The sequence below is a fragment of the Microvirga sp. 2MCAF35 genome (genome assembly GCF_052115545.1).
In the GTDB taxonomy this organism is placed as follows: Bacteria; Pseudomonadota; Alphaproteobacteria; order Rhizobiales; family Beijerinckiaceae; genus Microvirga.
The window spans coordinates 45,594-69,244 of record NZ_JBFRGW010000024.1 but is presented as its reverse complement, the minus strand read 5'-3'; the positions used below and the strand labels follow the sequence as shown (position 1 = coordinate 69,244).

At 64.8% G+C, this 23,651-nt stretch carries 20 protein-coding genes and 1 other RNA gene; 1 reads left to right on the top strand and 20 read right to left on the bottom strand.

Going from position 1 to position 23,651, the window contains the following annotated elements; translation table 11 throughout:
* Nucleotides 1-4 precede the first annotated feature (4 nt).
* From AB4097_RS13735 to AB4097_RS13640, 20 genes are all read right to left on the bottom strand, one after another.
* Nucleotides 5-901 (bottom strand): outer membrane protein assembly factor BamD, encoded by an 897-nt coding sequence (locus AB4097_RS13735; RefSeq protein WP_442040407.1) that lies wholly within the window; start codon nucleotides 899-901, stop codon nucleotides 5-7.
* 258 nt (nucleotides 902-1,159) lie between these two features.
* Entirely contained in the window at nucleotides 1,160-2,104 is a 945-nt protein-coding gene (gene lpxC, locus AB4097_RS13730) for a UDP-3-O-acyl-N-acetylglucosamine deacetylase (protein WP_442040405.1), read from the bottom strand.
* 293 nt (nucleotides 2,105-2,397) lie between these two features.
* On the bottom strand, nucleotides 2,398-4,098 hold the full coding sequence (gene ftsZ, locus AB4097_RS13725) for a cell division protein FtsZ (RefSeq protein WP_442040403.1): 1,701 nt from the start codon (nucleotides 4,096-4,098) through the stop codon (nucleotides 2,398-2,400).
* Nucleotides 4,099-4,202: 104 nt separating this feature from the next.
* Nucleotides 4,203-5,525 carry a cell division protein FtsA gene (gene ftsA / locus AB4097_RS13720; RefSeq protein ID WP_442040401.1) on the bottom strand — a complete coding sequence of 441 codons (1,323 nt, stop codon included), beginning with the start codon at nucleotides 5,523-5,525 and terminating at the stop codon, nucleotides 4,203-4,205.
* The gene (locus AB4097_RS13715) at nucleotides 5,522-6,511 is read right to left on the bottom strand and encodes a cell division protein FtsQ/DivIB (protein ID WP_442040399.1); all 990 of its coding nucleotides are present in this window, start codon (nucleotides 6,509-6,511) and stop codon (nucleotides 5,522-5,524) included. The genes ftsA and AB4097_RS13715 overlap by 4 nt, the downstream gene beginning before the upstream one ends.
* On the bottom strand, nucleotides 6,478-7,401 hold the full coding sequence (locus AB4097_RS13710; protein ID WP_442040397.1) for a D-alanine--D-alanine ligase: 924 nt from the start codon (nucleotides 7,399-7,401) through the stop codon (nucleotides 6,478-6,480). Before AB4097_RS13710 ends, AB4097_RS13715 begins: the two co-directional genes overlap by 34 nt.
* 53 nt (nucleotides 7,402-7,454) lie before the next feature.
* A complete protein-coding gene (gene murB / locus AB4097_RS13705; RefSeq protein ID WP_442040395.1) occupies nucleotides 7,455-8,375 on the bottom strand; it encodes a UDP-N-acetylmuramate dehydrogenase in 921 nt (306 codons plus the stop codon).
* 150 nt (nucleotides 8,376-8,525) lie between these two features.
* Nucleotides 8,526-9,941 (bottom strand): UDP-N-acetylmuramate--L-alanine ligase, encoded by a 1,416-nt coding sequence (murC, locus tag AB4097_RS13700; RefSeq protein WP_442040393.1) that lies wholly within the window; start codon nucleotides 9,939-9,941, stop codon nucleotides 8,526-8,528.
* Nucleotides 9,938-11,056 carry an undecaprenyldiphospho-muramoylpentapeptide beta-N-acetylglucosaminyltransferase gene (gene murG, locus AB4097_RS13695; protein ID WP_442040391.1) on the bottom strand — a complete coding sequence of 373 codons (1,119 nt, stop codon included), beginning with the start codon at nucleotides 11,054-11,056 and terminating at the stop codon, nucleotides 9,938-9,940. The genes murC and murG overlap by 4 nt, the downstream gene beginning before the upstream one ends.
* The gene (locus AB4097_RS13690) at nucleotides 11,053-12,198 is read right to left on the bottom strand and encodes an FtsW/RodA/SpoVE family cell cycle protein (protein ID WP_442040389.1); all 1,146 of its coding nucleotides are present in this window, start codon (nucleotides 12,196-12,198) and stop codon (nucleotides 11,053-11,055) included. The genes murG and AB4097_RS13690 overlap by 4 nt, the downstream gene beginning before the upstream one ends.
* 2 nt (nucleotides 12,199-12,200) lie before the next feature.
* Entirely contained in the window at nucleotides 12,201-13,592 is a 1,392-nt protein-coding gene (murD, locus tag AB4097_RS13685) for a UDP-N-acetylmuramoyl-L-alanine--D-glutamate ligase (RefSeq protein WP_442040387.1), read from the bottom strand.
* Between the two features lie 5 nt (nucleotides 13,593-13,597).
* A complete protein-coding gene (mraY, locus tag AB4097_RS13680; protein WP_442040385.1) occupies nucleotides 13,598-14,683 on the bottom strand; it encodes a phospho-N-acetylmuramoyl-pentapeptide-transferase in 1,086 nt (361 codons plus the stop codon).
* Between the two features lie 3 nt (nucleotides 14,684-14,686).
* Complete coding sequence (locus AB4097_RS13675) at nucleotides 14,687-16,120, bottom strand: UDP-N-acetylmuramoylalanyl-D-glutamyl-2,6-diaminopimelate--D-alanyl-D-alanine ligase (protein WP_442040383.1); 1,434 nt, start codon at nucleotides 16,118-16,120, stop codon at nucleotides 14,687-14,689.
* Nucleotides 16,117-17,586 (bottom strand): UDP-N-acetylmuramoyl-L-alanyl-D-glutamate--2,6-diaminopimelate ligase, encoded by a 1,470-nt coding sequence (locus AB4097_RS13670; RefSeq protein ID WP_442040381.1) that lies wholly within the window; start codon nucleotides 17,584-17,586, stop codon nucleotides 16,117-16,119. Before AB4097_RS13670 ends, AB4097_RS13675 begins: the two co-directional genes overlap by 4 nt.
* Nucleotides 17,583-19,373, bottom strand: coding sequence for a peptidoglycan D,D-transpeptidase FtsI family protein (locus AB4097_RS13665; RefSeq protein WP_442040379.1), 1,791 nt, complete (start codon nucleotides 19,371-19,373; stop codon nucleotides 17,583-17,585). The genes AB4097_RS13670 and AB4097_RS13665 overlap by 4 nt, the downstream gene beginning before the upstream one ends.
* A gap of 95 nt (nucleotides 19,374-19,468) precedes the next feature.
* Entirely contained in the window at nucleotides 19,469-19,864 is a 396-nt protein-coding gene (ftsL, locus tag AB4097_RS13660; RefSeq protein WP_114943000.1) for a cell division protein FtsL, read from the bottom strand.
* Nucleotides 19,861-20,910, bottom strand: coding sequence for a 16S rRNA (cytosine(1402)-N(4))-methyltransferase RsmH (gene rsmH / locus AB4097_RS13655; RefSeq protein ID WP_442040376.1), 1,050 nt, complete (start codon nucleotides 20,908-20,910; stop codon nucleotides 19,861-19,863). The genes ftsL and rsmH overlap by 4 nt, the downstream gene beginning before the upstream one ends.
* Nucleotides 20,907-21,404, bottom strand: coding sequence for a division/cell wall cluster transcriptional repressor MraZ (mraZ, locus tag AB4097_RS13650; RefSeq protein WP_114943002.1), 498 nt, complete (start codon nucleotides 21,402-21,404; stop codon nucleotides 20,907-20,909). Before mraZ ends, rsmH begins: the two co-directional genes overlap by 4 nt.
* 311 nt (nucleotides 21,405-21,715) lie before the next feature.
* Nucleotides 21,716-22,110, bottom strand: an RNA gene (gene rnpB, locus AB4097_RS13645) — RNase P RNA component class A.
* Nucleotides 22,111-22,156: 46 nt separating this feature from the next.
* On the bottom strand, nucleotides 22,157-22,954 hold the full coding sequence (locus AB4097_RS13640) for a transglycosylase SLT domain-containing protein (protein ID WP_442040374.1): 798 nt from the start codon (nucleotides 22,952-22,954) through the stop codon (nucleotides 22,157-22,159).
* 290 nt (nucleotides 22,955-23,244) lie between these two features.
* On the opposite strand from AB4097_RS13640, the gene AB4097_RS13635 reads away from it, so the two are divergent.
* Nucleotides 23,245-23,628, top strand: coding sequence for a glycine zipper domain-containing protein (locus AB4097_RS13635; RefSeq protein ID WP_442040372.1), 384 nt, complete (start codon nucleotides 23,245-23,247; stop codon nucleotides 23,626-23,628).
* The last annotated feature ends 23 nt before the right edge of the window (nucleotides 23,629-23,651 follow it).

Sequence of the window (23,651 nt, the reverse complement as noted above, 5' to 3'; positions counted from 1 at the left end):
AGGCTTAGCCCGTGCGCTGACCGACCTGCGGAACGCCACGGAAGGCCTTGCTGATCCAGGACTGGGAATCCTCGCGCGGCTCGACGCCGCCCTTGGTCAGCAGGGCATGGGCATCCTTGTACCAGGGACTGTCAGGGAAGTTGTGGCCGAGAACGGCGGCAGCGGTCTGCGCCTCGTTGACGATGCCCATGGCCATGTAGGCCTCGGTGAGACGCTCAAGAGCCTCTTCCACGTGGCGGGTCGTTTGATAGCGCGCGACCACGGTACGGAAGCGGTTGATGGCACCCGCGTAGTTGCGCTTCTGCAGGTAGAAGCGGCCGACCTCAAGCTCCTTGCCGGCGAGCTGGTCGCTGGCGACCTGAAGCTTCTTCTTGGCGTCGGCCACATATTCGGAAGTCGGATAGCGCTGGATCAGCTCCTGCAGCGACAGGATGGCGCGCTCGGATTTCTCCTGGTCGCGGGTGATGTCCGGGATCTGGTCGTAATAGGAAGACGCCATCAGGTACTGGGCGTAGGCCGCATCCGACGTGTTGGGATAGCTCTGCAGATAACGCTTGGAGGCCGTGATCGATTCCTCATAGAAGCCGCCCTCGTAATTGGCATAGGCTTCCATGATCAGCCCCTTCCGGGACCATTCGGAATAGGGATACTGCTTGTCGAGGCTGCCGAACTTCTTCACGGCGCCGTCGAAATCGCCCTTCTGCACCCGGGCCAGACCGTCATTGTAGATCTCTTCCGCAGGAGCGTTCGCCACGATCTCGGGCTTGTAGGTTTCGCCCTTGTCGAACGGGTTCAGCGACGAAAGGGATTCGCAGCCCGCGAGCCCCAAGGCGCAGACGCCGAGGATCAAAGCGCGGGCGGACGCGCCTTTCATACTTGAATAAGCCTTCGCGAACGACATGCCTCGCGGTCCTCCAAAAATCGTGCCCGATGTTTTAACGATGCACAGGGTTCTTTAGCCCAAGCATGGGGCCAGAGCCAAGCCCATACATGCGGGTTTACCCAATAGGAATTAAGAAAGCCTGCATGAAATCATGCGGCCAATGGGCGCTTGGATCTTCGGCCAGGGAGAGAGAGGCTCTGGAGCGCCTGAACTCGACCTGCAGGCTTGGCCACCGAGCGATATCCAAAGACGCAAGCCCCGTTCCGGGGCCATCGTTCAGTGCATCTCGGGGGAGAGGACCGAAGCAGCCACGCTGCCGAGATCGGCATAGGCCGGCTCGCGACGTGGAACGGCGTCCACGATGGCGTAATTGGACCGGTTCGAGAACAGGGCCTCGAGCACGGAGAAGTTCATGCGGTGGCCGCCGCAATAGGACCGGTAGGTCGCGAGCAGGGGCAGTCCGGCGAGGGACAGATCGCCCACCGCGTCGAGCAGCTTGTGACGAACGAACTCGTCCGCGTAGCGCAGGCCCTCGGGGTTCATGACGCCGTCGTCGCCGATAGCAACCGTGTTCTCCAGGGAGGCGCCGAGGGCGAAGCCGGCGCTCCAGAGCTTCTCCACATCGCGCATGAAGCCGAAAGTGCGGGCGCGGGAGATTTCACGACGGAAGACGGAGGGGGAAAGGTCGATGACCTTGCGCTGGCGGCCGATCACCGGAGTGGGGAAATCGATCTCCACATCCAGGCGGAAGGCGCGGTCGTTGGGAAGAAGCTCGGCGAATGCCTTGCCCTGCGTGATGCGAACCGGCTTGAGAACCTTGAGATAACGACGGACCGCACCCTGGACCGCGACGCCGACCTGGTCGATCGCGTCGATGAAGGGAGCCGAGCTGCCGTCCAGGATCGGAACCTCCGGCCCGTCGATCTCGACGAGGACGTTGTCGATGCCGAGACCGGACAGGGCCGCCATCAGATGCTCAATCGTCGCGACCGCGCCGGTGTCGCGGTCGCCGATCACGGTGCAGAGCTCGGTTGCGGTGACCGCCAGATGGCGGGCATCGATCAGCCGATCCAGGCCTCCGGCCAGGCCGGTGCGCAGGAAAGCAATACCATGGTTCGCTTCTGCCGGATGAAGGATCATCTTCACTTCATCCCCGGAATGAACTCCGGTTCCAACGAGGGTCACGGCAGCGCGAAGCGTGGTTTGCTGGCTTTGCTTCATTAGTCCTGAACCTCAACTACCCTTGTCGCCAAACTGAGCCGATTTCGCCGGGGAAGCTGCAGTTGCTGCTTATGACTTCCGACCGGCAGGCTTCTCATTAGCGCTGCCCCTTAAAACGTTGAGGCACCTTAGTCCCCCGGTCAGGCTAGGCCAAATCACGCTTTCTTACTTTGTGTTACAATTTGGATAACTCTCAAACCATTGATTTTAATAGATTTTTAACGAGAAAAGCCCCCAGCCGGTCGTGGCTGGGGGCCTTTTTGTAACAGCTCTTAGAGGCCGATCAGGTCAAATCAGTTGGCCTGACGGCGCAGGAAGGCGGGAATCTCCAGCTGGTCGTCTTCCGAATGGGCCCGGGGTGCGGGAGCCATCGGAGCCTGCTGGGGGCGCTGCGCCTGAGCTGGCATAGGCCGGCGGGCGTACTCGGCATGGACCGACGACATGGCCTGGCGCGGGGCCTCCTGGCGCTGCTCGGCGGGGGCATGCTGGGGCTCCTCGCGGCGGCCGAAGCCGATGGTCGCGAGGCGCTGGATCAGCGACGGCTTGTGCTCGTGAGCGGGCTCCTCGCCACGGCTGGCGCGGATCTGATTCTGCGCCGGCATCGGCAACTCGTCGATTCGCGGCATCCGGGCCGGACGCATGGCGCGCTCCGCCTGCGGCGGGATGAAGGCACCCTGCTCCACCGGCTCCTCGTAGACCGGAGCCTGAGGGGCCGGAGCCTCGTAGGCCACCGCCTGGCGGGGCTGAGCCGGCGTGAGGACCACGTCGTCGCGGATCATGGGCTGCGGCGCGGGCTCGACCGGCTGGGCCGCGACGGGCGCCGAGGCAGCAACGGGGGCCGAAGCCATGACGGGCGTGCTCTGGCTCAGGATCGGAGCCGCCTTCACCGATTCGGCTTGGGCGGCGGAGCGAAAGGTCGGCGTTGCCTGGGGTGGCGTGGCGCGGGCACGGGCCTCGGCACGCAGGCGCTCGGCTACCTCGGAGATGCGCTGCTCGGTGGCCGTCAGGTCGCCGCCGTTCTCCAACATGGCGTGGTCGATGCCGGTCGCCACGACGGACACGCGGATGATGCCTTCCAGGCTCTCGTCGAAAGTCGCGCCGAGGATGATGTTGGCATCCTGGTCCACTTCCTCGCGGATGCGGGTCGCGGCTTCGTCGAGTTCATAGAGGGTGAGGTCATTGCCGCCCGTGATCGAGATGAGCAGGCCGCGCGCGCCCTTCATCGACACGTCGTCGAGGAGCGGGTTCGCGATGGCCGCTTCGGCCGCGCGGATGGCGCGCTTCTCGCCGGACGCCTCGCCGGTGCCCATCATGGCCTTGCCCATGCCGCGCATGACCGAGCGCACGTCGGCGAAGTCGAGGTTGATGAGGCCTTCCTTCACCATCAGATCGGTGATGCAGGCGACGCCGGAATAGAGCACCTGGTCGGCCATGGCGAAGGCGTCCGCGAAGGTCGTCTTCTCGGTGGCGACGCGGAACAGGTTCTGGTTCGGGATCACGATGAGCGTGTCCACCGCCTGCTGCAGCTCGTTGATGCCGGCTTCCGCCAGACGCATGCGGCGCACGCCTTCGAACTGGAACGGCTTCGTGACGACGCCGACAGTCAGTATACCGAGCTCGCGGGCCGCCCGTGCCACGACGGGAGCCGCACCCGTGCCGGTGCCGCCGCCCATGCCGGCGGTGATGAACACCATGTGGGAGCCCGCGAGCTGATCGCGGATCTCGTCGATCACCTCTTCGGCGGCGGCGCGGCCGACTTCCGGCTGCGAGCCGGCGCCGAGGCCTTCCGTCACCTGAATGCCCATCTGGACCACGCGCTGCGCCTTGGACGAGGCCAGTGCCTGCGCGTCGGTGTTGGACACCACGAACTCGACGCCCTCCAGACCGGATTCAATCATGTTGTTCACGGCATTGCCGCCGGCACCGCCGACGCCGAAAACCGTGATGTGCGGCCTGAGTTCCCGGATGTCCGGAGCTTGCTGATTGATAGCCATGACTGTGCCTCTTCTGGCCTTATACTGATGAGCGTTTGGCGGACGCTGACCCTTGTTGACTTGAACTCATCACGATGGCCCGCCGCGCCAACGCGTTACTCGTTTTAAAAACTCTCGCGAATCCACCGGCCCACTCGCGAGAAGTAGCCGTCGGTTCCCGTACTCTGAAACAAGCCGCTGGAACGCGGCTCGAAATACTCGATATGTGCCACCTGCGGATAAACCAGGAGGCCGACCACTGCCGAAAAGGCAGGGCCCTTTGCCGCTTCAGGCAAGCCCTTGATGCCGAGCGGACGCCCGACACGAACCTGGCCCTGCAAGATGCGGCGCGCCGTTTCCGGCAGCCCGACGAGCTGGCTCGCGCCGCCCGTCAGCACGACCCGCCGTCCGGCCTGGGCCGCAAAGCCCGCGCCCTTCAACCTGTCGCGCACGAGTTCGAGAACTTCCTCGACCCGTGGCTTGATGATGCGAACGAGGTGCGACTTCGGCAGATGATTCGGAACGTCCCGTTCGTCCTCATCCACCTGCGGCACCGCGATCATGTCCCGGTCATCCGCGCTCGACGTGATGGCGGAGCCGTAGAGAGTCTTGAGCCGTTCGGCTGCGGACACGCGGGTCGTGAGACCGCGCGCGATGTCCATGGTCACGTGGTGACCGCCGACCGCGATGGCATCGGAATGAACCAGATGCCCGTTGGAGAAGATGCCGACGCTCGTGGTGCCGCCGCCCATGTCGACCACGGCGCAGCCCATATCGGCCTCGTCGTCGACGAGAGCGGAAAGGCCCGCCGCGTAAGGCGTGGCGATCACGGCCTCGACGCCGAGATGGCAGCGCTCCACCGCGAGCATCAGGTTGCGGGCGGCCGCCGCCTCGGAGGTGACCACGTGCAGGTCCGCACCGAGGCGTTCGCCGATCATGCCGGCGGGATCGACGATGTGCTGCTGCCGGTCGAGCGAGAAGCCGGTCGGCAGGGCGTGCAGAACCGTCCTGCCGCGACGCAGGTCGTAGCTCGACGCGGCATCGAGCACGCGATGGATGTCGCCGGAGCTCACCGCGCCGCGCACCGGGATATGCGCCTCGAAATGCTCGGACGCGAGACGTCCGCCGGTGAGGTTGACGATCACAGACTGGATCTCGACCTTCGCCATCCGCTCGGCCGCGTGGACCGCCTGACGAATGGCCGTTTCGGCCGCTTCCAGATCGACCACCACGCCGCCCTTGAGGCCCATGGAACGCTGATGGCCGATGCCGAGGATGCGCGCCACATGGGTGCGGCTGCGCAGGGACTCGACCTCGTCGGCCGGCTTCAGTTCCGCCACGACGCAGACGACCTTGCTCGTTCCCACGTCGAGGACCGACAGGATGGCGCTCTTGCGCGCGGAAAGCGGCTTCAAGCGTGGCGTCAAACCGTGACCCGAGAGACTCATGTGTCGACCCCCTTGCCGCGCATTGGTTTCTTCTTGAGCGCCTCGGCGCGGGCCAGGGCTGCCTCTTCCGTCAGGCGGACGACGACGCGATCCGCCATGCGCAGATCGATCGCCAGCACGTCCTTTTCCAGGATCTTCTGCTCGTTCTCGAGCTTCACGAGACGGGCCAGCGCATCGGCGGCCCCGAGTTCCGGCAGGCGCACGTCCATGCCGTTCTCCATCTTCAGCGTCCAGCGCCGCCCGGCCACGAGGGTGCCCGCACGAATGCGGCTCTTGAGCGGACCCGCGGCTTCGAGCAGCGCGAGATATTCCTTGCCGCGGGTGTTGGCGCCCTCGCCCACCACGAACGGCAGATCGAGATAGCGCTCGTCCTGCATCAGGTCGATCACGGTGCCGTCGGCGGCGATCACGAACAACTCGCCATTGTTCTGCCAGATCCCGTGCGCCTCGCGCTCGGTGAGCGTGATGACCAGTTCGTTCGGATAGAGCTTGCGCACGGTCGCCGTCTTGACCATCGGCACGCGCTCGAGGCGCTCACGCAGGTCGTTCACGTCGAGGAAGGCGAGCGACAGCTTCGCATTGATTCCCGCAGCGGCGAGAACTTCCTTCTCGGTCATCTGCGAGATGCCGGAGATCGTCACCTGATCGAGGCCGAGGCCGACGGCCCGCGCCAACGCATGATGCGGCTCGCCGTATTCGCGGATGAAGCCGTCGATGTGGCCGCCCTGCCAGAGGCCGAACCCGACCACGGCGCCGAAGAAGCCGAGGGCCAGGCCCGTTCCGAGGAAACGAGGGAGGCGCCGCTCGAGCGGAACGCCGGCCGAACGCCGGCGCACGCTGCGCGAGGAGCCGAAGAACTTCTTGATTCGCGAGGGCTTCTTGAAGGGGGCGGCGCCCGCCTCCCGGTAGCCGGAGGCCGGGCGCGCAACGGCGAATCCGGCCGGGTAGGCCGTCATCGGTTGCAGGTAGCGTCCTCCACCATCCATTGCACAAGCTCGCCAAACGAATAGCCCGCATGGGCTGCCAGTTCTGGCACCAAGCTCGTCTCGGTCATGCCGGGTTGGGTGTTGACCTCGAGAACGACGAGTTCTCCGGTTCCCCCGGGAGTATCGTCGTACCGCAAGTCGGCACGGCTGATTCCCCGACAGCCGAGCGCTTGATGCGCCGTTAACGCCAACTCTTGGACCTTTTGGTAAATATTCGGTTTAATTTCTGCCGGGAGGACGTGAATGGAGCCGCCCTTCACATATTTCGCATCGTAATCGTAGAAGACCCCGGTGGCAGGCTGGATGTCGATCACCCCGAGCGCCCTTTCGCCCATGACCGCGCAGGTGAGTTCCCGGCCTGCAACATATGATTCCACAAGGACTTTTTCGCCGAAGGCCCAGTCCTCGCGCATCAGTTCCTGGGGCGGATGGGAGCGGTCCTCACGGACGATGATGACGCCGACGGACGAGCCCTCGTGGACCGGCTTGACCACATAGGGAACAGGCAGAACGTGGCTTTTGGCCGCCTCCGAACGGTTAACAACTTTCCCCTTGGGCACGGGAACGCCGGCCGCTTCCATGACCATTTTGGCCTTGTCCTTCTGCATGGCGAGCGCCGAGGCGAGGACACCGGAATGGGTATAGGGAATTCTTAAGACTTCCAGCAGACCCTGGATGGTTCCATCCTCGCCGACCCGGCCGTGGAGCGCGTTGAACACCACGTCCGGCGCAACGGCCTGAAGCACGGTGGCGATGTCGGGCTGCACGTCGATGGGAGTGACCTTGTAGCCCATATCCTCCAGGGCCTTGCAGCAGGCCTTGCCCGACGCGAGGCTCACCTCGCGCTCCGCCGACCAGCCGCCATAGAGGATGGCAACGTGCTTCGCCATGGGTCTCTCCCGTCATGCACCCGACGACGCCGGGTTTTACCGAATAATGCGAATCAGGTCTTCGCCATCCCGACCCGTTTGATTTCCCATTCGAGCTCCACGCCCGTCATCTCGCGGACCCGGCGGCGCACCTCTTCTCCCAGACCTTCGATATCGGCCGCGGAGGCGGTGCCGTGGTTGATCAGGAAGTTGCAATGCATCTCCGACACCTGGGCATCGCCGATGCGAAGCCCACGGCAGCCCGCCGCATCGACCAGCTCCCAGGCCTTTTTGCCCGGAGGGTTCTTGAACGTGGAGCCGCCCGTTCTCGTATTGACCGGCTGGGTGGAAGAGCGCGCCTCGGTGATGGCGTTCATCTCGGCGAGAATCTCGTCCGAATTCCCAGGGCGGCCCTCAAACAGGGCTTCGGTGAAGATCACGTCGTCCGGCACGCTCGAATGGCGATAGGTGAAGCCCATCTGCGCGTTGGTGAAACTCACCGCCTCGCCGGTGCGCGTGACGCCCTTGGCTTCGACGAGCACGTCCTTCGTCTCACCGCCATAGGCGCCGCCGTTCATGCGCAACGCTCCACCGATGGCGCCGGGAATGCCGCGCAGGAAGGACAGGCCGGCGATGCCGGCCTCCGCCGCCGCCCGCGCCACCTTCACATCGGGCGCTCCGGCACCGGCTCGCACGCGCAGACCGGGCTCGACCGACACGTCAGCGAAACCCTTGCCCAAGCGGATGATCACGCCTTCCCATCCGCCATCGCGGATGAGCAGGTTGGAGCCGAGCCCCACGACGAGAACCGGCATGGCGCGGTCGAGACGCTGCAGAAAGTAAGCGAGATCGTCCGCATCGACCGGCGTGAACAGCACCTGCGCCGGACCGCCCGTGCGAAACCACGACAAAGGTGCCGTCGGCGCATTCGCCTCCAGCTTGCCACGCAGTTCGGGCATGCGGGCCTTCAGGTCGGGAACAAGATCAGGAAACATGAAACACCCCATAGCCCTCATCCTGAGGAGCTCGCGTCTCGAAGGACGAGGGCGTCTCCAGAGAGCACTGGAAGCGGTTTCCCCGTCCTTCGAGACGGGCGCGATGCGCCCTCCTCAGGATGAGGAAACCTTGGGTCGTGCCGCGAATTATCAAGCCGCCTTCTCGCCGAGCGCATCGAGCTCGCCCGGCAGGGCATAGGCCCATTGGGTGATGTTGCCGGCGCCCAGGCAGATCACGTAGTCGCCCGGCTTCGCGATCCCCTTCACGAGGCCCGCGAGTTCCTCGGACTTTTCGAGCGCCATCACGTTGCGGTGGCCGCGGGCCTTGAGGCCCGACACGAGGCTGTCGCGGTCGGCGCCGGGAATGGGCTGCTCGCCCGCCGCATAGACCGGCGCAACGATGACTGCATCCGCATCGTTGAAGCAGGTGCAGAACTGGTCGAACAAGGACGCCAGGCGCGAATAGCGGTGCGGCTGCACCACGGCGATGACTTGGCCCTCAGTCGAGGCGCGCGCGGCCTTGAGCACGGCTGCGATCTCGATGGGGTGGTGGCCGTAATCGTCGAACACCGTGACGCCGTTCCACTCGCCCGTGCGGGTGAAGCGGCGCTTCACGCCGCCGAAGCCTGCGAGCGCCTTGCGGATCGCATCGGGCGTGACGCCGAGTTCATGCGCAACCGCAATGGCCGCCGTGGCGTTGAGGGCGTTATGCGCGCCCGGCATCGGCAGAACGAGGTCCTCGAGTTCGAGGCGGAAGCCGGGACGGCGGTCGCGGATCATGACGCGGAACTTGGTCTGACCGCCGCGCGGATCGACGTCCATGATGCGCACGTCCGCCTGCGGGTTCTCGCCATAGGTGATGATGCGCCGGTCCTCGATACGGCCGACGAGATCCTGCACGGTCGGATGGTCGATGCACATCACGGCGAAACCGTAGAACGGGATCGAGTTGATGAAGGAATGGAAGGCGTCCTTGATCGCGTCGAAGGTGCCGAAATGATCGAGATGCTCGGCGTCGATGTTGGTCACGATGGCGACATCCGCCGGGAGCTTCAGGAAGGTGCCGTCGGATTCGTCCGCCTCCACCACCATCCACTGGCCGTCGCCCATGCGGGCATTGGTGCCGTAGGCATTGATGATGCCGCCGTTGATGACCGTGGGATCGAGCCCGCCCGCATCGAGGAGCGTGGCGACCAGGGAGGTCGTGGTCGTCTTGCCATGGGTGCCCGCCACCGCGACGCAGGACTTGAAGCGCATGAGCTCGGCCAGCATCTCGGCCCGGCGCACGACCGGCAGGCGCTTCTCGCGGGCGACGATCAGCTCCGGGTTGTCGCGCTTGATCGCCGTCGAGACCACGACGATCTCGGCGTCGTCCACGTTCTCGGCCTTGTGGCCGATGAAGGTCCTGATGCCCTTATCGTTGAGGCGCCTGACGTTGTAATTGTCGGCCGCGTCCGAACCCTGAACGGTGTAACCCAGGTTGTTCATGACCTCGGCGATGCCCGACATGCCGATGCCGCCGATGCCGATGAAGTGAATGGGACCAAGCTTCGGCGGCAGTTTCATGGGTTTTTTCCGTTATTGTTCGAAGGGACAAGGGCGAGAACGACGTGCGCCAGGCGCTCCGCCGCATCCGTGATGCTGGCGCTATGTGCGGCGGCGGCGGCTCTGGTCAAGCGGTCAGGCTCTTGAAAAATGAGCTGAATCTCGTTTGCCAGCCGTTCAGAGGTGAAGTCCGATTGCGGACAAACGATGGCAGCCCCCAGATCTCCAAGGGTTTTCGCATTGGCCGCCTGGTCCTGATCGAGGGAGCCCGGCAGGGGCACGAGAATCGACGGGCGGCCGATCACCGCGAGTTCCGCCACGGTCGAAGCGCCGGAGCGGGACACCACCAGACCGGCCTGGGCCAGCCGATGCGGCAGGTCCTTGAAGAAGGGCTCGGCCTCGAATTCCACGTCGAGCTTCCGGTAATGTTCGCGAACCCGCTCTAGGTCTTCGCCCCGAGCCTGCTGGGTGATGGCAAGACGGGCCCGCAGGTCCGCCGGCAGGCGTTCGATGGCCGGGGGCACCACGTCGCTCATCACCCGCGCGCCCTGGCTGCCGCCGACGACGAGGAGACGGAGCTTTCCGTTCGAATCCAGGCCCGCATAGGGCTGCCGGGCGGCTTCGAGCACCGCGGGACGGATCGGGTTGCCCGTGTGGATGCTCTTGCCCGGCACATTCGCCGGAACACCCTTGATGCCCGCGAAGCCCGTGGCGATCACGGTGGCGCGGCGGGCGAGCAGCCGGTTGGCGCGCCCCATCACGCCGTTCGCCTCGTGGATCACCGTCGGCACCTTGAGGAAGGACGCGGCCAGCACGGGCGGCACGGTCGGATAGCCGCCGAAGCCCACGACCACGGCCGGCTTCATCGCACGAATGAGAGACGCGGCCTTCAGCGTTCCCCGCCCCAGCAGCAGCGCGGCCTTCGCCATCTGCGGCAGCGAGCGGCCGGAGGGCGTGGCGGAAGGAATCTCGACGATCTCGTCGGCCGGGAACGAGCCCGCATAGGCGTTGGCGCGCTTGTCGGTGGCGAGCGCCACCCGCGCGCCGGACGCCTTCAGAGCGTTCGCCAGCGCCTCGGCCGGAAAAAGATGACCGCCGGTCCCGCCGGCGGTCAGGAGGATGAGAGGTGCGGTCATCCGCGCGGCCAATCCTGATTGTAGGTGTCCATCATCTCGGCGCGCGGGCGCCGCCGCGTAAGCGCGATGAGGAAGCCCATGCCGAGCGCGAGCGAGAGCAGCGAGGAACCGCCATAGGAGATGAAGGGCAGCGTCATGCCCTTGGCGGGCATGAGATGCACGTTCACCATCATGTTGATGCAGGCCTGCAGGCCGAACATGAAGATGAGGCCGGTGGCCGCGAGGCGGCAGAACGTGTCCTCGCTACGGCGCGCGAGCGTCAGGCCGCGCAGCACGATGAAGGCGAAGATCAGGAGCAGCGCGATGCACACGATGATGCCGAACTCTTCCGCCGTGACGGCGAAGATGAAGTCCGTATGAGCGTCGGGCAGGATGCGCTTGACCGTGCCCTCCCCCGGCCCGCGTCCGAGCCAGCCGCCGCGCGAGAAGGATTCCATCGCGGTGTCCACCTGGAAGGTGTCGCCGGAATCCTTATCGAGGAAGCGCTCGATGCGCGCACGCACGTGCGGCAGGAACTCATAGGCCGCCACGATGCCGACGAGCCCGGCGCCGCCGAGGCCCATCACCCAGAACCAGTGCAGCCCGGCGATGAAGAACAGGCCGCACCACACGATGGTGACGAGCATGGTCTGGCCGAAATCGGGCTGGAGAATGAGCGGAACGATGGTGGCAGGCAGGAGAAGAAGCGCCAGCAGCGTGCCCGGCACGTCCTTGCGCCGCGCGCCTTCCGAGAAGGCCCAGGCGGAGAGCACCACGAAGGCGGGCTTCACGAATTCCGACGGCTGCAGGCCGAGCGGGCCGATCATGATCCAGCGATGCGCGCCCTTGATCTCAGGACCGTACTGGAAAGCCAGCAGGATCAGCGCCATGCCGAGCGCGTAGATCAGCAGCGCCAGGCGACGGATGTGGCGCAGCGACAGGAACGAGACCGGGATCATGATGAACAGCGCCGGGATGAGGAACATCACCTGCCGATTCACGAAGTGGAACGTGGAGAGCCCAAGGCGCTCCGCCACAGGCGGACCGCCCGCCATGAGGAAGACGAGACCCGCCAGCATGAGGATGGCGAGGCCTGCGAGAAGCAGACGGTCGACCGTCCACCACCAATCGCCGAAAGCCGAGCGTTCCGCGCGTGACACCATCTTCAAGCCCCCTTGGCTTCGATGCCGGGTAATGCCCGGACCAGATCGCGGAAATGGTTTCCGCGCACTTCGTAATTGGGAAATTGATCGTAGGATGCGCAGGCCGGTGAGAGCAGGACGACGGCGGGTCCGCCGATAGCCTGCGCGTCCGCGGCTGCCTGTTCAACCGCCTTGTCGAGCGTGCCGGACCGGACATACGCGACATCGCTGCCGAGCGTCTTTGCAAATTCGTCCGCAGCCGCGCCGATGAGATAAGCCTTGCGGATTTTCGGGAAGTAGGATGTCAGCGGCTCGATACCGCCTTCCTTCGCCTTGCCGCCGAGGATCCAGAAAATATCGTCGAAGGACTTCAGCGCCTTCTCGGTGGAATCGGCATTGGTGGCCTTCGAATCGTTAATGAAGAGGGCATGGCCGATACGGCCGACCTCCTCCATGCGATGCGGGAGGCCGGGGAAGGTGGAGAGACTGGACCGGATCGTTTCCGGAGAAACGTTCAGCGCCAGAGCGACCGCCACCGCCGCAGCGGCGTTCTGCGCATTATGGGCGCCGCGCAAGGAGCCGATTCCCACCAGATCGGCCAACGGAGCAGCGCCGGAATCCGTCACGCCAACGAGCGTTTCCCCATCTGCAAAGACGCCCTTCTCACCGAGCGGCTCGACCGAGATCCGAGCCACGTTCACGCCTCTCGCCTTACAGACCTCGGCAATCGCTCGGCTCATCGGATCATCGACGCCGATGACGGCAAGTCCCGCCTTTGCAACCAGCCGCTCCTTGATGGTCGCATAAAGCTCCATCGTCCCATGCCGGTCGATGTGATCGGGCGAGAGGTTGAGATGAACGCCGATGGTCGGGGCTAGCGACGGCGCAAGGTCGATCTGGAACGACGAGCATTCGATCACGTGGATGCGGTCGTCGGAAGGCGGCTCCAGCGACAGGATCGCCGTTCCGATATTGCCGCCCATCTGCACGTCGCGGCCGGCCTCGCGCAGCATATGCGCGATCAGGGCCGTCGTGGTGGACTTTCCGTTGGTGCCGGTGATGGCGACGAACGGCGCATTCGGCGCGATCTTCGCCCGCTCGCGACAGAACAGCTCGATGTCGCCGATGATCTCGACGCCCGCCTCTTTCGCCAGCTTCGCCGACCAGTGCGGCTCGGGATGCGTCAACGGCACGCCGGGCGAGAGGATGAACGACGCAAAACGCGACCAATCCGCATGGCGCAGATCGGCGGTCTCGATGCCCTTCGCGGCGGCTTCCGCCATTTTCACCGGATTGTCGTCGCAGGCGACCACATGCGCCCCGCCTACCTTCAGGGCAAGCGCCGTCGCCAGCCCCGATCCGCCGAGGCCGAAGAGCGCAACCGTTCTGCCCGCGAAGGTGGTGACCGGGATCATGCGCCTTACCGCAGCTTGAGGGTTGCGAGGCCGGTGAGCGCCAGCACGACGGAGATGATCCAGAAGCGGATCACCACCTGCGGCTCGGTCCAGCCCAGCTGCTCGAAATGATGGTGGATCGGCGCCATCTTGAAGACGCGCTTGCCCGTGAGCTTGAACGACGTGACCTGGATGATCACGGACATGATCTCCAGCACGAAGAGGCCACCGACGATGGCAAGAACGAATTCGTGCTTGGCAGCCACCGCGACGGTGCCGAGAAGCCCGCCGAGAGCGAGCGAGCCGGTATCGCCCATGAAGATCTGGGCCGGAGGCGCGTTGAACCACAGGAAGCCGAGGCCCGCGCCGATGAGCGCTCCGCAGATCACCGCAAGCTCGCCGGTGCCGGGCACGAAATGGATCTGCAGGTAGTTGGAGAACACCGCGTTGCCGGTCAGATAGGCGATGAAGCCGAAGGTGCCGGCCGCGATCATCACCGGCACGATGGCAAGACCGTCGAGACCGTCGGTGATGTTGACCGCATTGCCGGCGCCGACGATCACGAAGCCGGCGAAGACGATGTAGAACCAGCCGAGATTGAAGATCAGGTCCTTCGAGAAGGGCAGCGCTAGCTTGTTCGCGAGCCCCGGCGTCGCCATGTAGGAGATCGCTAGGCAGGCAATCGCCGCGATGAGCGCTTCGATGGCGAGGCGCGACTTCCCGGAGAAGCCCTTGTGCGACTGCTTCGTCACCTTCAGGTAATCGTCGTAGAAGCCGATGGCCCCGAAGCCTACGGTGACGAACAGCACAACCCAGACATAATGGTTTGCGAGGTTCGCCCACAGCAGCGTCGAGATCAGCACGCCCGCCAGGATCATCAGGCCGCCCATGGTCGGCGTGCCGCGCTTGGTCAGAAGGTGCGATTGCGGCCCGTCCTCGCGGATCGGCTGCCCCTTGCCCTGGCGCAGGCGCAGGAGCGAGATCATCCACGGGCCGAAGAGAAAGACGATCAGCAAGGCGGTCGCCGTCGCGCCGCCGGTTCGGAACGTGATGTAGCGGAAAATATTGAGCGGACTGAAATAGGGGCTGAACTCAGCCAACCAGGTCAACATCGATCATCCTTTCAGCGCGTTTGCCGTTGGGCTCGCGCCGTAACGTTCTTTCAAAGCTTTGACAACCAGGGCCATCTTCATGCTGAGCGAGCCCTTGACCATGATGGCATCGCCGGGACGGATCGCCGCGCAGACGGCGTCGATCAGTTCGGCGGAGGTTTCCGCATGGGCGGCGACCTTGGCCTTCGGCAATGCATCGACGAGGTTCTGCATGAGGGGACCGGCCGCGAACAGGAGGTCGATCCTGTTCGCCTCGATGGCCTCCGCGAGTTCGGCGTGCAGACGCGGACCCGTTTCGCCCAATTCCTTCATGTCGCCCAGGACGGCGATACGCCGTGCGCCGCGGCCGAGTTCGACAGCACCCAGATTGGCAAAGGCCGCGCGCATGGAGGCCGGGTTGGCGTTGTAGCTCTCGTCGATCAGCAAGGCCTCATGGTCGCCCATGGCGAGCATGGTCCGCTCGCCCCGGCCGACCGGCGGCTTCAGTTCTGCAAAGGAGAGCGCCACCAGCGCAAGGTCGGCGCCCAGCGCATGGGAGGCAGCCAGCACGCTCAAGGAATTGAGCGCGATATGCCGGCCCGCCGTTCCGATCCTGTAGGTCAGCGGCTGGCCGAAGATCGTCGCATCCACGACCGAATGATCCGGCTTCACGATGATGCGGTGAGCCCGGATATCGGCCGCCTCGTGCTCGCCGAAAGTGATTACGCGGCCGGCTGGGGACGCATGAGCATGGGCGCGCATGCGCTCGAAATAGGCGTTGTCGCGGCTGATGACCGCCGTGCCGCCGGGCTCCAGCCCCGCAAAGATCTCGCCCTTCGCATCCGCGATGCCCCAAAGCGAAGGGAAGAACTCGATATGGACGGGTTCGACGGTGGTGATCACGGCCACGTGCGGACGCACCATGCCGGTCAGGGGCAGGATTTCATACGCATGGTTCATGCCGATCTCGAACACGCCGTAGGCGGTCTCGCGCGGCATGCGGGTGAGGGTCAGCGGCACGCCCCAATGATTGTTGTAGGAAGCGACCGAGGCATGGGTCGCACCCTGACGGCCGAGCGCGAGGCGCATGGCCTCCTTCGTGCCGGTCTTGCCGACGGAACCGGTGATGGCGACGATCTTCGCATCCGTGCGCTGGCGCGCGGCGCGCCCAAGCTGGCGCATGGCTTCGAGCACGTCCGGCACGACGATGAGCCTGTCGGAATCCTTGAAGGCAGGAGCCTTTTCCTCCGACACGAAAGCCGCCGCTGCGCCCTTCTCCAGGGCCGCCGCCACGAAATCGTGCCCGTCATGCACATCGCCCTTGATGGCGAAGTAGAGATCGCCCGGCTCCAGCGTGCGCGTGTCGATGGACGCGCCTGTCGCCTGCGCGAAGCCACCACCGACGCGGGCGCCGGTGGTGGCTAGGATTTCATCCAGGGTCCATAGGGGCGAATTCATCCCTGCCTCTCCGCAATGGCCGCCCGGACCTCATCGTGGTCCGAGAACGGCAGGGTCCGGTCGCCGATGATTTGGCCGGTTTCATGACCTTTGCCGGCCACGACCAGAATATCGCCCGCTCGGAGTTCGTTCACGGCCGTGCGTATGGCCTCGGCACGGTCGCCGATTTCCCGTGCGCCGGGCGCGGCCTTCATGATCTCGGCCCGAATGGCGGCCGGATCCTCGGAGCGAGGATTATCGTCCGTGACGATGACCATATCGGCCTTGTCGGAGGCGATGCGTCCCATAAGCGGACGTTTTCCCCGATCCCGGTCGCCGCCACACCCGACGATGCAGAAGAGACGGCCCTTCACGAAGGGCCGCAGGGCATCGAGCACATGGGCGAGCGCATCGGGCTTGTGCGCGTAATCGACGATGCAGATCGCGCCATCGACCTCGCCCACCTGCTCCAGGCGGCCCGACACGCCCTTGAGCGTCTTGAAACCTTCGAGCACTTGTTCCGCCCTGCCCTCGCCTTCGACGGCGAGAACGAGGCCCGCCGCCACGAGGGCGTTCTCGACCTGGAAGGCTCCCAGCAGAGGAAGCATCGTCCGGATGGTCTTTCCGAATGCCTCGACGGTGAGAGCCTGGGTGAAGCCCTCAGTGCGGGCTTCGACGAGACGGATCGTCTCGCCCGTGCTGCCCGTGGTGATGAGCCTCAGCCCGCGGTCGCGCACGCCCTGCAGGAAGACATCCGCATAGGGTCCGTCCGCATTGATGACGGCTGGCGCATCGTCGGGCAGAAGCGTGTCGAACAGGCGCATCTTCGCCTTGGCATAGGCTTCCGTCGTGGCATGGTAATCGAGATGATCGCGCCCGAGATTGGTGAAGCCCGCAGCCTGCAGGCGCACGCCGTCGAGACGACGCTGGTCGATGCCGTGCGAGGACGCCTCCATGGCAAGCCGCGTGACGCCGTCATGGGCCAAGCGGTCGAAGCTCTCGTGCAGGGAGATCGGATCCGGCGTCGTGAGCGAGCCGTAGGCGGCCCCATCGGACGTGATGATGCCGAGCGTGCCGACGCTCGCGGACTTGTAGCCCAGATGCGCGAAAAGCTGGCGCGTGAAGTCGGCCACCGAACTCTTGCCGCTCGTCCCCGTGACGGCGACGACTTTTTCCGGCTGCCTCGGATAGAAGCGCGCCGCCGCAAGAGCCAGCGTACAGCGCACGTCGGCGACCTGAACATAGGCGACATGCCCCGGCAGATCGGACGGACGCGCCGCCTCGCCGACGACAGCGACCGCGCCGGCGGCCACCGCCTGCGGCACGAAGCTCATGCCATCCACCTTCGTGCCGGGCACGGCGAAGAACAGGGTGCCCTGCCCCACCTTGCGGCTGTCGGAGGCGATCTTCGAGATAGCAAGAGGGGCATGCTCATGCCCTTGTGCTTCAACGATCAGATCACCGAGTGTCCTGGTCTGCGCGCTCATCGGTTGCTGCCCCAGGCGCCGAGGCGCGACATCAACGGGAATGGTTGCGAAGGCGGCTCGAAGCGCGGCGGCACGCCGAGCAGCGGCGCCACGCGCTCGACGATGTTTCCCGTCACGGGGCCAGCGTTCCAGCCTGCTGTCGAGAAGCCATAGGTCCCCTCCACGGCCTGTGGCTCGTCCATGATGGTGAGGAACACGTATTTCGGCTTGTCGGCCGGCACAACCGCCGTAAAGGTCGTGAGGTTCTTGTTTTTGGAATAGCGGCCGTTGATCACCTTCTCGGCCGTACCGGTCTTGCCGCCCACGAAGAAGCCCGCGATGGCCGCAGCGCTCGCCGAGCCTTCCGGCACGGAGGCGTTGAGACGCATCACGTAGCGCATGGCTTCGCTCGTCTCGGGCTTGATCACCTGCAGGGCGTTCTGCCGCGCCTCGGCCTCGGTGCGCTTGATGAAGGTCGGCTTGATCAGCACGCCGCCGTTGACCAAGGCGCCGACGGCCATGAGCGCCTGCAGCGGTGCGACCGCGAGGCCGTGGCCGAACGCGATGGTCATGGTGTTGAGTTCGCCCCAGCGCGGCGGAACGATCGGAAGAGCGCTTTCCGGCAGCTCGGTCTCGAGACGCGAGAGCTGCCCCATCTTGCGCAGAAAGGCCTTGTGTCCCTCCACGCCGATGCCGAGCGCCATGCGCGCGGTGCCGATGTTCGACGAGTGCACGAAGACTTCCGGCGTGGTGAGCACCCGGTGCGTGGCATGGTAATCGCCGATGGTGAACTTGCCGTAGCGCAGGCCGGAGCGCGCATCGAAGGTCGAGTTGATGTTGTACTTTCCGGAATCGAGCGCCATCGCGACCGTCAGGGCCTTGAAGGTCGAGCCCATCTCGAACACGCCGACATTGATGCGGTTGATCCGGTCCTTGTCGAGCGCATCCACCGGATTGTTGGGGTCGTAGTCAGGCAGCGACACGAGGGCGATGATCTCGCCGGTGTTCACGTCGAGGATCGCGCCCGCCGTCGCCTTGGCCTTGAACTTCGCCATGCCCTTCACGAGCTCGTCGCGCAGGGCGTGCTGCACGCGCAGGTCGAGGGACAGCTGGACGGGCTTCAGATCGGCGGCGGAGATGTTGAAGCCCGCGCCGTTGAGATCCTGCAGGCCCATGCTGTCGATATACTTCTCCATCCCGGCGATGCCGACATTGTCCACGTTGGCGAAGCCGAGCACGTGAGCTGCGGCTTCCGCGTTGGGATAGATGCGCTTGTTCTCCGGCAGGAACCCGATGCCTGGAATGCCGAGGCGATGCACTTCCGCCTGCTGGCGCGGCGTGATTTCGCGCTTGACCCAGACGAAGCCCTTCTTGGTGCCGAGCTTGTTACGGAGATCCGTGGCGTCGAGATCGGGCAGGACAGCGGTGAGCAGTTCGACCGCCTCGTCCTTGTCGATGATGTTGCGAGGCTCGGCGAAGACCGACACCATCTTCACGTCCGTCGCCAGAATCTCGCCGTTCCGGTCGACGATGTCGGGACGGGCCGCGGAGATTTCCGATGAGGCCGCGCGGCGCACTTCGCTCGTATTCTCGCTCGTGACGGCAAGAAAGACGAGGCGTCCGCCGATGAGGCTGAACAGCCCGACGAAGCAGGCGGCCGCGAGGCCCACGCGCGACGTGCTCTTGTCGTGACGAAGGCGAAACAGCTCGCGGGCGTGACCGAGGATGCCACGCTTCACGCGTGGCGAAGACGCGTGGACGCGGCTCTCCGCGTACGACGACGATACGTCGTTCGAAGAATCGAGCATCGGATCGGACGCGTAGGCGGCGTCCCCCTCGGGGTGTGATTCTGCGGGAAGGCTCTTACCCTGCCATTCGGTTTGGGGCTCTTGCAACACGAGGCTCACCGTCTAGGGGTTTGGGTCGTCGGGGTGCGGGCGTCCGAGTTCTTGTCCTTCGGCGTCGAGGTCGGCCCGAGAAGGCCGAGCGCTTCGAGCTTGCGGCCGATCTCGTCTTCGCGGGACGGACGGTTCGGCAGCTCGGACAGGCGCGCGAGCTGCTGGATCTTCAGGGGCTGCAGATCGAGATGCTTGTCGGCGGCTTCCTGGAGCCGGTCGGGACGGTCCAGATATTGCCACTCGGCCTGCAGCACCGCGATGGCCTCGCGCTCGCGCTGCACCTTGGTCTTCAGCTTCGCCACCTGCTCGGCGTAATAGAGCGTGTCGTACTTGATCGAATAGGCATAACCCGCCGATGCGATGAGGGCGGAAATCGCGATGATATGGAGCAGCCGGATCATCGGCGCCCTCCCCGTTTTTCAGCCGTCTGCGGCAGCTCAGCCAGCATGGCGATAGCGCTCAAAGGCTCCTGCGGCGGCGTTTCCGTGCGCGCGCCGGCCCGGAGTTTCGCCGAGCGCGCCCGCGGGTTGCGCGCCATTTCCTGCTCGCTCGGACCGACCGGACCTCTGGTGATCGCATCGAAAGTGGGCTCCGGTGCGGCAGCCGTCGGCAGATGGCGCGAGCCCGTGGCCGCGCGGCCTGTGCGGGCCGCGAAGAACTGCTTCACGATGCGATCTTCCAGCGAATGGAACGTGACGACCACGAGGCGGCCGCCGGGCTTCAGAATGCGCTCGGCCGCATGCAAGGCACGCACCAGTTCGCCGAGCTCGTCGTTGACCGCGATGCGCAGGCCCTGGAACACGCGCGTGGCCGGATGGATGCCGCCGGGCTCCTGCCGGATCAGCGAGGCGACGAGATCGGCCAGCTGCCGCGTGGTCTCGAACGGCTGACGGCGGCGCATCTCGATGATGGCGCGCGCCACCGCGCGGGCGCGCCGCTCCTCGCCGTAATGATAGAAGATGTCCGCAAGCTCGGCCTCGGAGGATTCGTTGATGAGATCGGCCGCGCTCGGGCCGCTCTGTTCCATGCGCATGTCGAGCGGCCCCTCGTTGCGGAACGAGAAGCCACGCTCGGCCTGATCGAGCTGCATGGACGACACGCCGATGTCGAGAACGACGCCATCGACGCTCTCGAACCCTTGCGCATGCGCGAGATCGTCGAGGTCGCCGAAGCGCCCGGGAACGAGCATCAGGCGCTTCTTGAATTTGGCCGCAAGGGACTCGCCGCCCGCAATCGCATCGGGATCGCGGTCGATGGCGACGACCTTGTTCTGCGGATGTCCGTCGAGAATGGCGCGCGTATAACCGCCTGCGCCGAATGTGCCGTCGATGAAAGTGCCGCCGCGCTTGACATCGAGAGCCGTGCACACCTCCTCCAGGAGAACAGGAACGTGACGGGACGGTCCGCCAGCGGCTCCGGCTCCTGGGCCGTCGCCGCGTCCCATCATCGCTCCCGTACTCCTGGTGAGGTGTTCTGCACTAACCTTGGCTCCATCACTCGGCTTCCCAATGCTTTCTTCAGGTCTCGGACCTTCGTGCGCGCCTCCTCCAAGTGCGCACGGAAGCGCTCGGGCTCCCAAATCTGGAACTTGTGACCAAGTCCGACGAACGTCACCGTATCGCCGATCCCGGCATGCACTTTTACCGTGTCCGTCAGGATGACACGCCCCTCCGGATCGACCTTCAGAATTTCGCTTGTCCCGAACAACGCCGTCGACAGCTGATCCCGCTCGTCCGAATAGGGCGACAGCGTCGACAAGAACGCATCGATCTCGTTCAGAAGCGTATTGCCGCCCGCGTCCAATGCCTGCGCGTCGAGCGCCGGATGAACGTAGAGCCCCTCGAATCCATCCCTGGCCAGCACGGCCCGGAAGGATGCAGGGATCGAGACGCGACCCTTCGAATCCAACTTGTTGGTGAAATTGGACACGAAGCGGTTCATTGGCCGCAGCTCGCACGCTCCTGATTGTCAGCCCCCAGGCGGATCTCATGGATCCACCACCCGCAGCCGGTGATGACGCTACTTTCCAAAGCGAAACGTCAGCATTTCTTGAGTGCTTGACGCCCCCTTCGGAAGACACCGTCGACGGGATGATTTGGGATAACATGGGATAATATGGGCGTCAACGGAACGGGGATGGTGGACACGCTTCTCGGCATGCGTTCCCCATGAGACGCATTTACGGTTAATGAATCGTAAGCGACGCAAAGGTTTGCGCCGCTTTCATGCAGATTTCGGGCCTGTGGATAGATGGGGTCAGCCGGCCTGTAAGCCGGGTTCTGTAGGGCCCAAAGTCTAAGACCTTGGACGTGGCGACCATTCCTCTGGGACGATCATTGCTGACCGCCTCAAGCAACCAACCCGGACGACCAGCCTGGAAGCAGGCCTGGCGCGAACGCCTGTCGTCCCTATTCGGTTTTGCTCCTGGTGGGGTTTACCTTGCCGTGCGCATTGCTGCGTCCGCGGTGCGCTCTTACCGCACCCTTTCACCCTTACCCCGAGGTCCGAGAACCTTTGCGGGGCGGTCTGCTCTCTGTGGCACTTTCCCTGGGGTTTCCCCCGCCGGACGTTATCCGGCACCTTGCTTCCATGGAGCCCGGACTTTCCTCCCCGAGCGTGAGCTCGAAGCGGCCGCCCGGCCAGCTGACGAAGGGGATGTGGTGCAAAAGCAGGCCCCGCGTCAAGGCCGAAGGTTACTCGGCCGCGGCCGTCAGCACCTTCACCTTCGCGCAATAGGCGCGCGAAGCGCTCGTCATGGTGGTCGTCCGATGCCCGAACTGATAGCGCAGGATCGTGCCGCAGGTGTCGCCGCCCGCGAGCTTGTAAGCCTTGGCGAGATACTTCAGCCCGTAGCGCAGATTGGTTTCCGCATCGAGAAGACCTGCGACCGGACCTTCGTAGCCGAGGGACTGCGCGGTCCGCATGTTGATCTGCGTCAGGCCCAAGTGCGGGCCGTTGCGCGCGCCGGCATTATAGCGGCTCTCGAGCCGGACGACGGCATCGGCCAGCCCGTAAGGCAGGCCGTTCTCGGACGCATAGCGCACGATCAAGGGCTTGAGGGCGCTGGCTTTGACAGCATCGGCACGTGCGGAACGGGAAAGTCCCGACAGATCGACCGGGAGAGCGGACGTCTCTTCGACAGCAGCCGCCTCCTCCTCGCCCGCAGCAGCCTTGGCCACGGCGGCGGGAGGCTCGATGGTGGCCTTAGAGGCCTTGACGGCGTCCTTGGCCTTTCTGGGCTCGCCCTTGGCCGTTTTGCCGGATTTCGCAGCCTTGGCGGCCTCGGCCGCCTCTTCCGCCTCGATCGCCGCCTGTTCTTCCTTGAGAGCGGCCTCGGCAGCCTTCTGCTCCTCGAACTGTGCGCGCACAAGCTCCTCCGCGTCCTGCGGAGAAATCAGGGTGCTTTCCGCCCGCGCCTGCGGCGCAAGTCCAAGCGTAGCCAAGCTTATGATGACGGCTGCCACCGTTCTCACTTCACGCTGCCAAGTCATATGCAAACTCCAGATGGCATAGGCCGTCGAGCGGCGGTGGGTGGTGGCGAAATAAGGCAAAGTTGTGGCTCGGCAAGACACAATCATGTCCGCACAATGCTTAAGCTAAACGCTTTCGAGGCCTGAAAACGAGACAGAATAAGGCAGAAATAGCCTTAGGGCGACGTGAGAAATTATTCGTTGCTCTCACACGTATGGGCCATCTTCCGCTCGCAATACGGCGGCTTCACGAATCAAAGACATGAAATTACATATCGATATTCTTTGACCGTTATCCGAGGGAAATTTCGATGAAGACCATTATCGTCGCGGCTGCCGCAGGGGCGCTCCTGCTTTCATTGACAGCTTGCAACACGCCGGGAGAGCGTGCCCTCGGCGGCGGAGCCATCGGGGGCCTCGCCGGAGCGGCCATCGGAGGCATGGCGACCGGCCATGCGAGCGGCGCTCTTGCGGGCGCGGCCGTCGGTGCCGCCGGCGGCGCCGTGATCGGAGCCGCGACAACGCCCGAACCCGAGCCCATGTTTGTCGCTGAGCCGATGCCCGCCGCTCCGGTCCGCAGCGAAGCGCGTCCTTCCGGTCAGGGCCGGGCCAATCAGAGCAGCCAGGGTTGGTCGCCCAAAGACTGCAAGTACGGAACCATGATGCATCATGGCTCCCTCGTTTGCTCCCCTTGACACCTGATGGAACCGATCGGCTA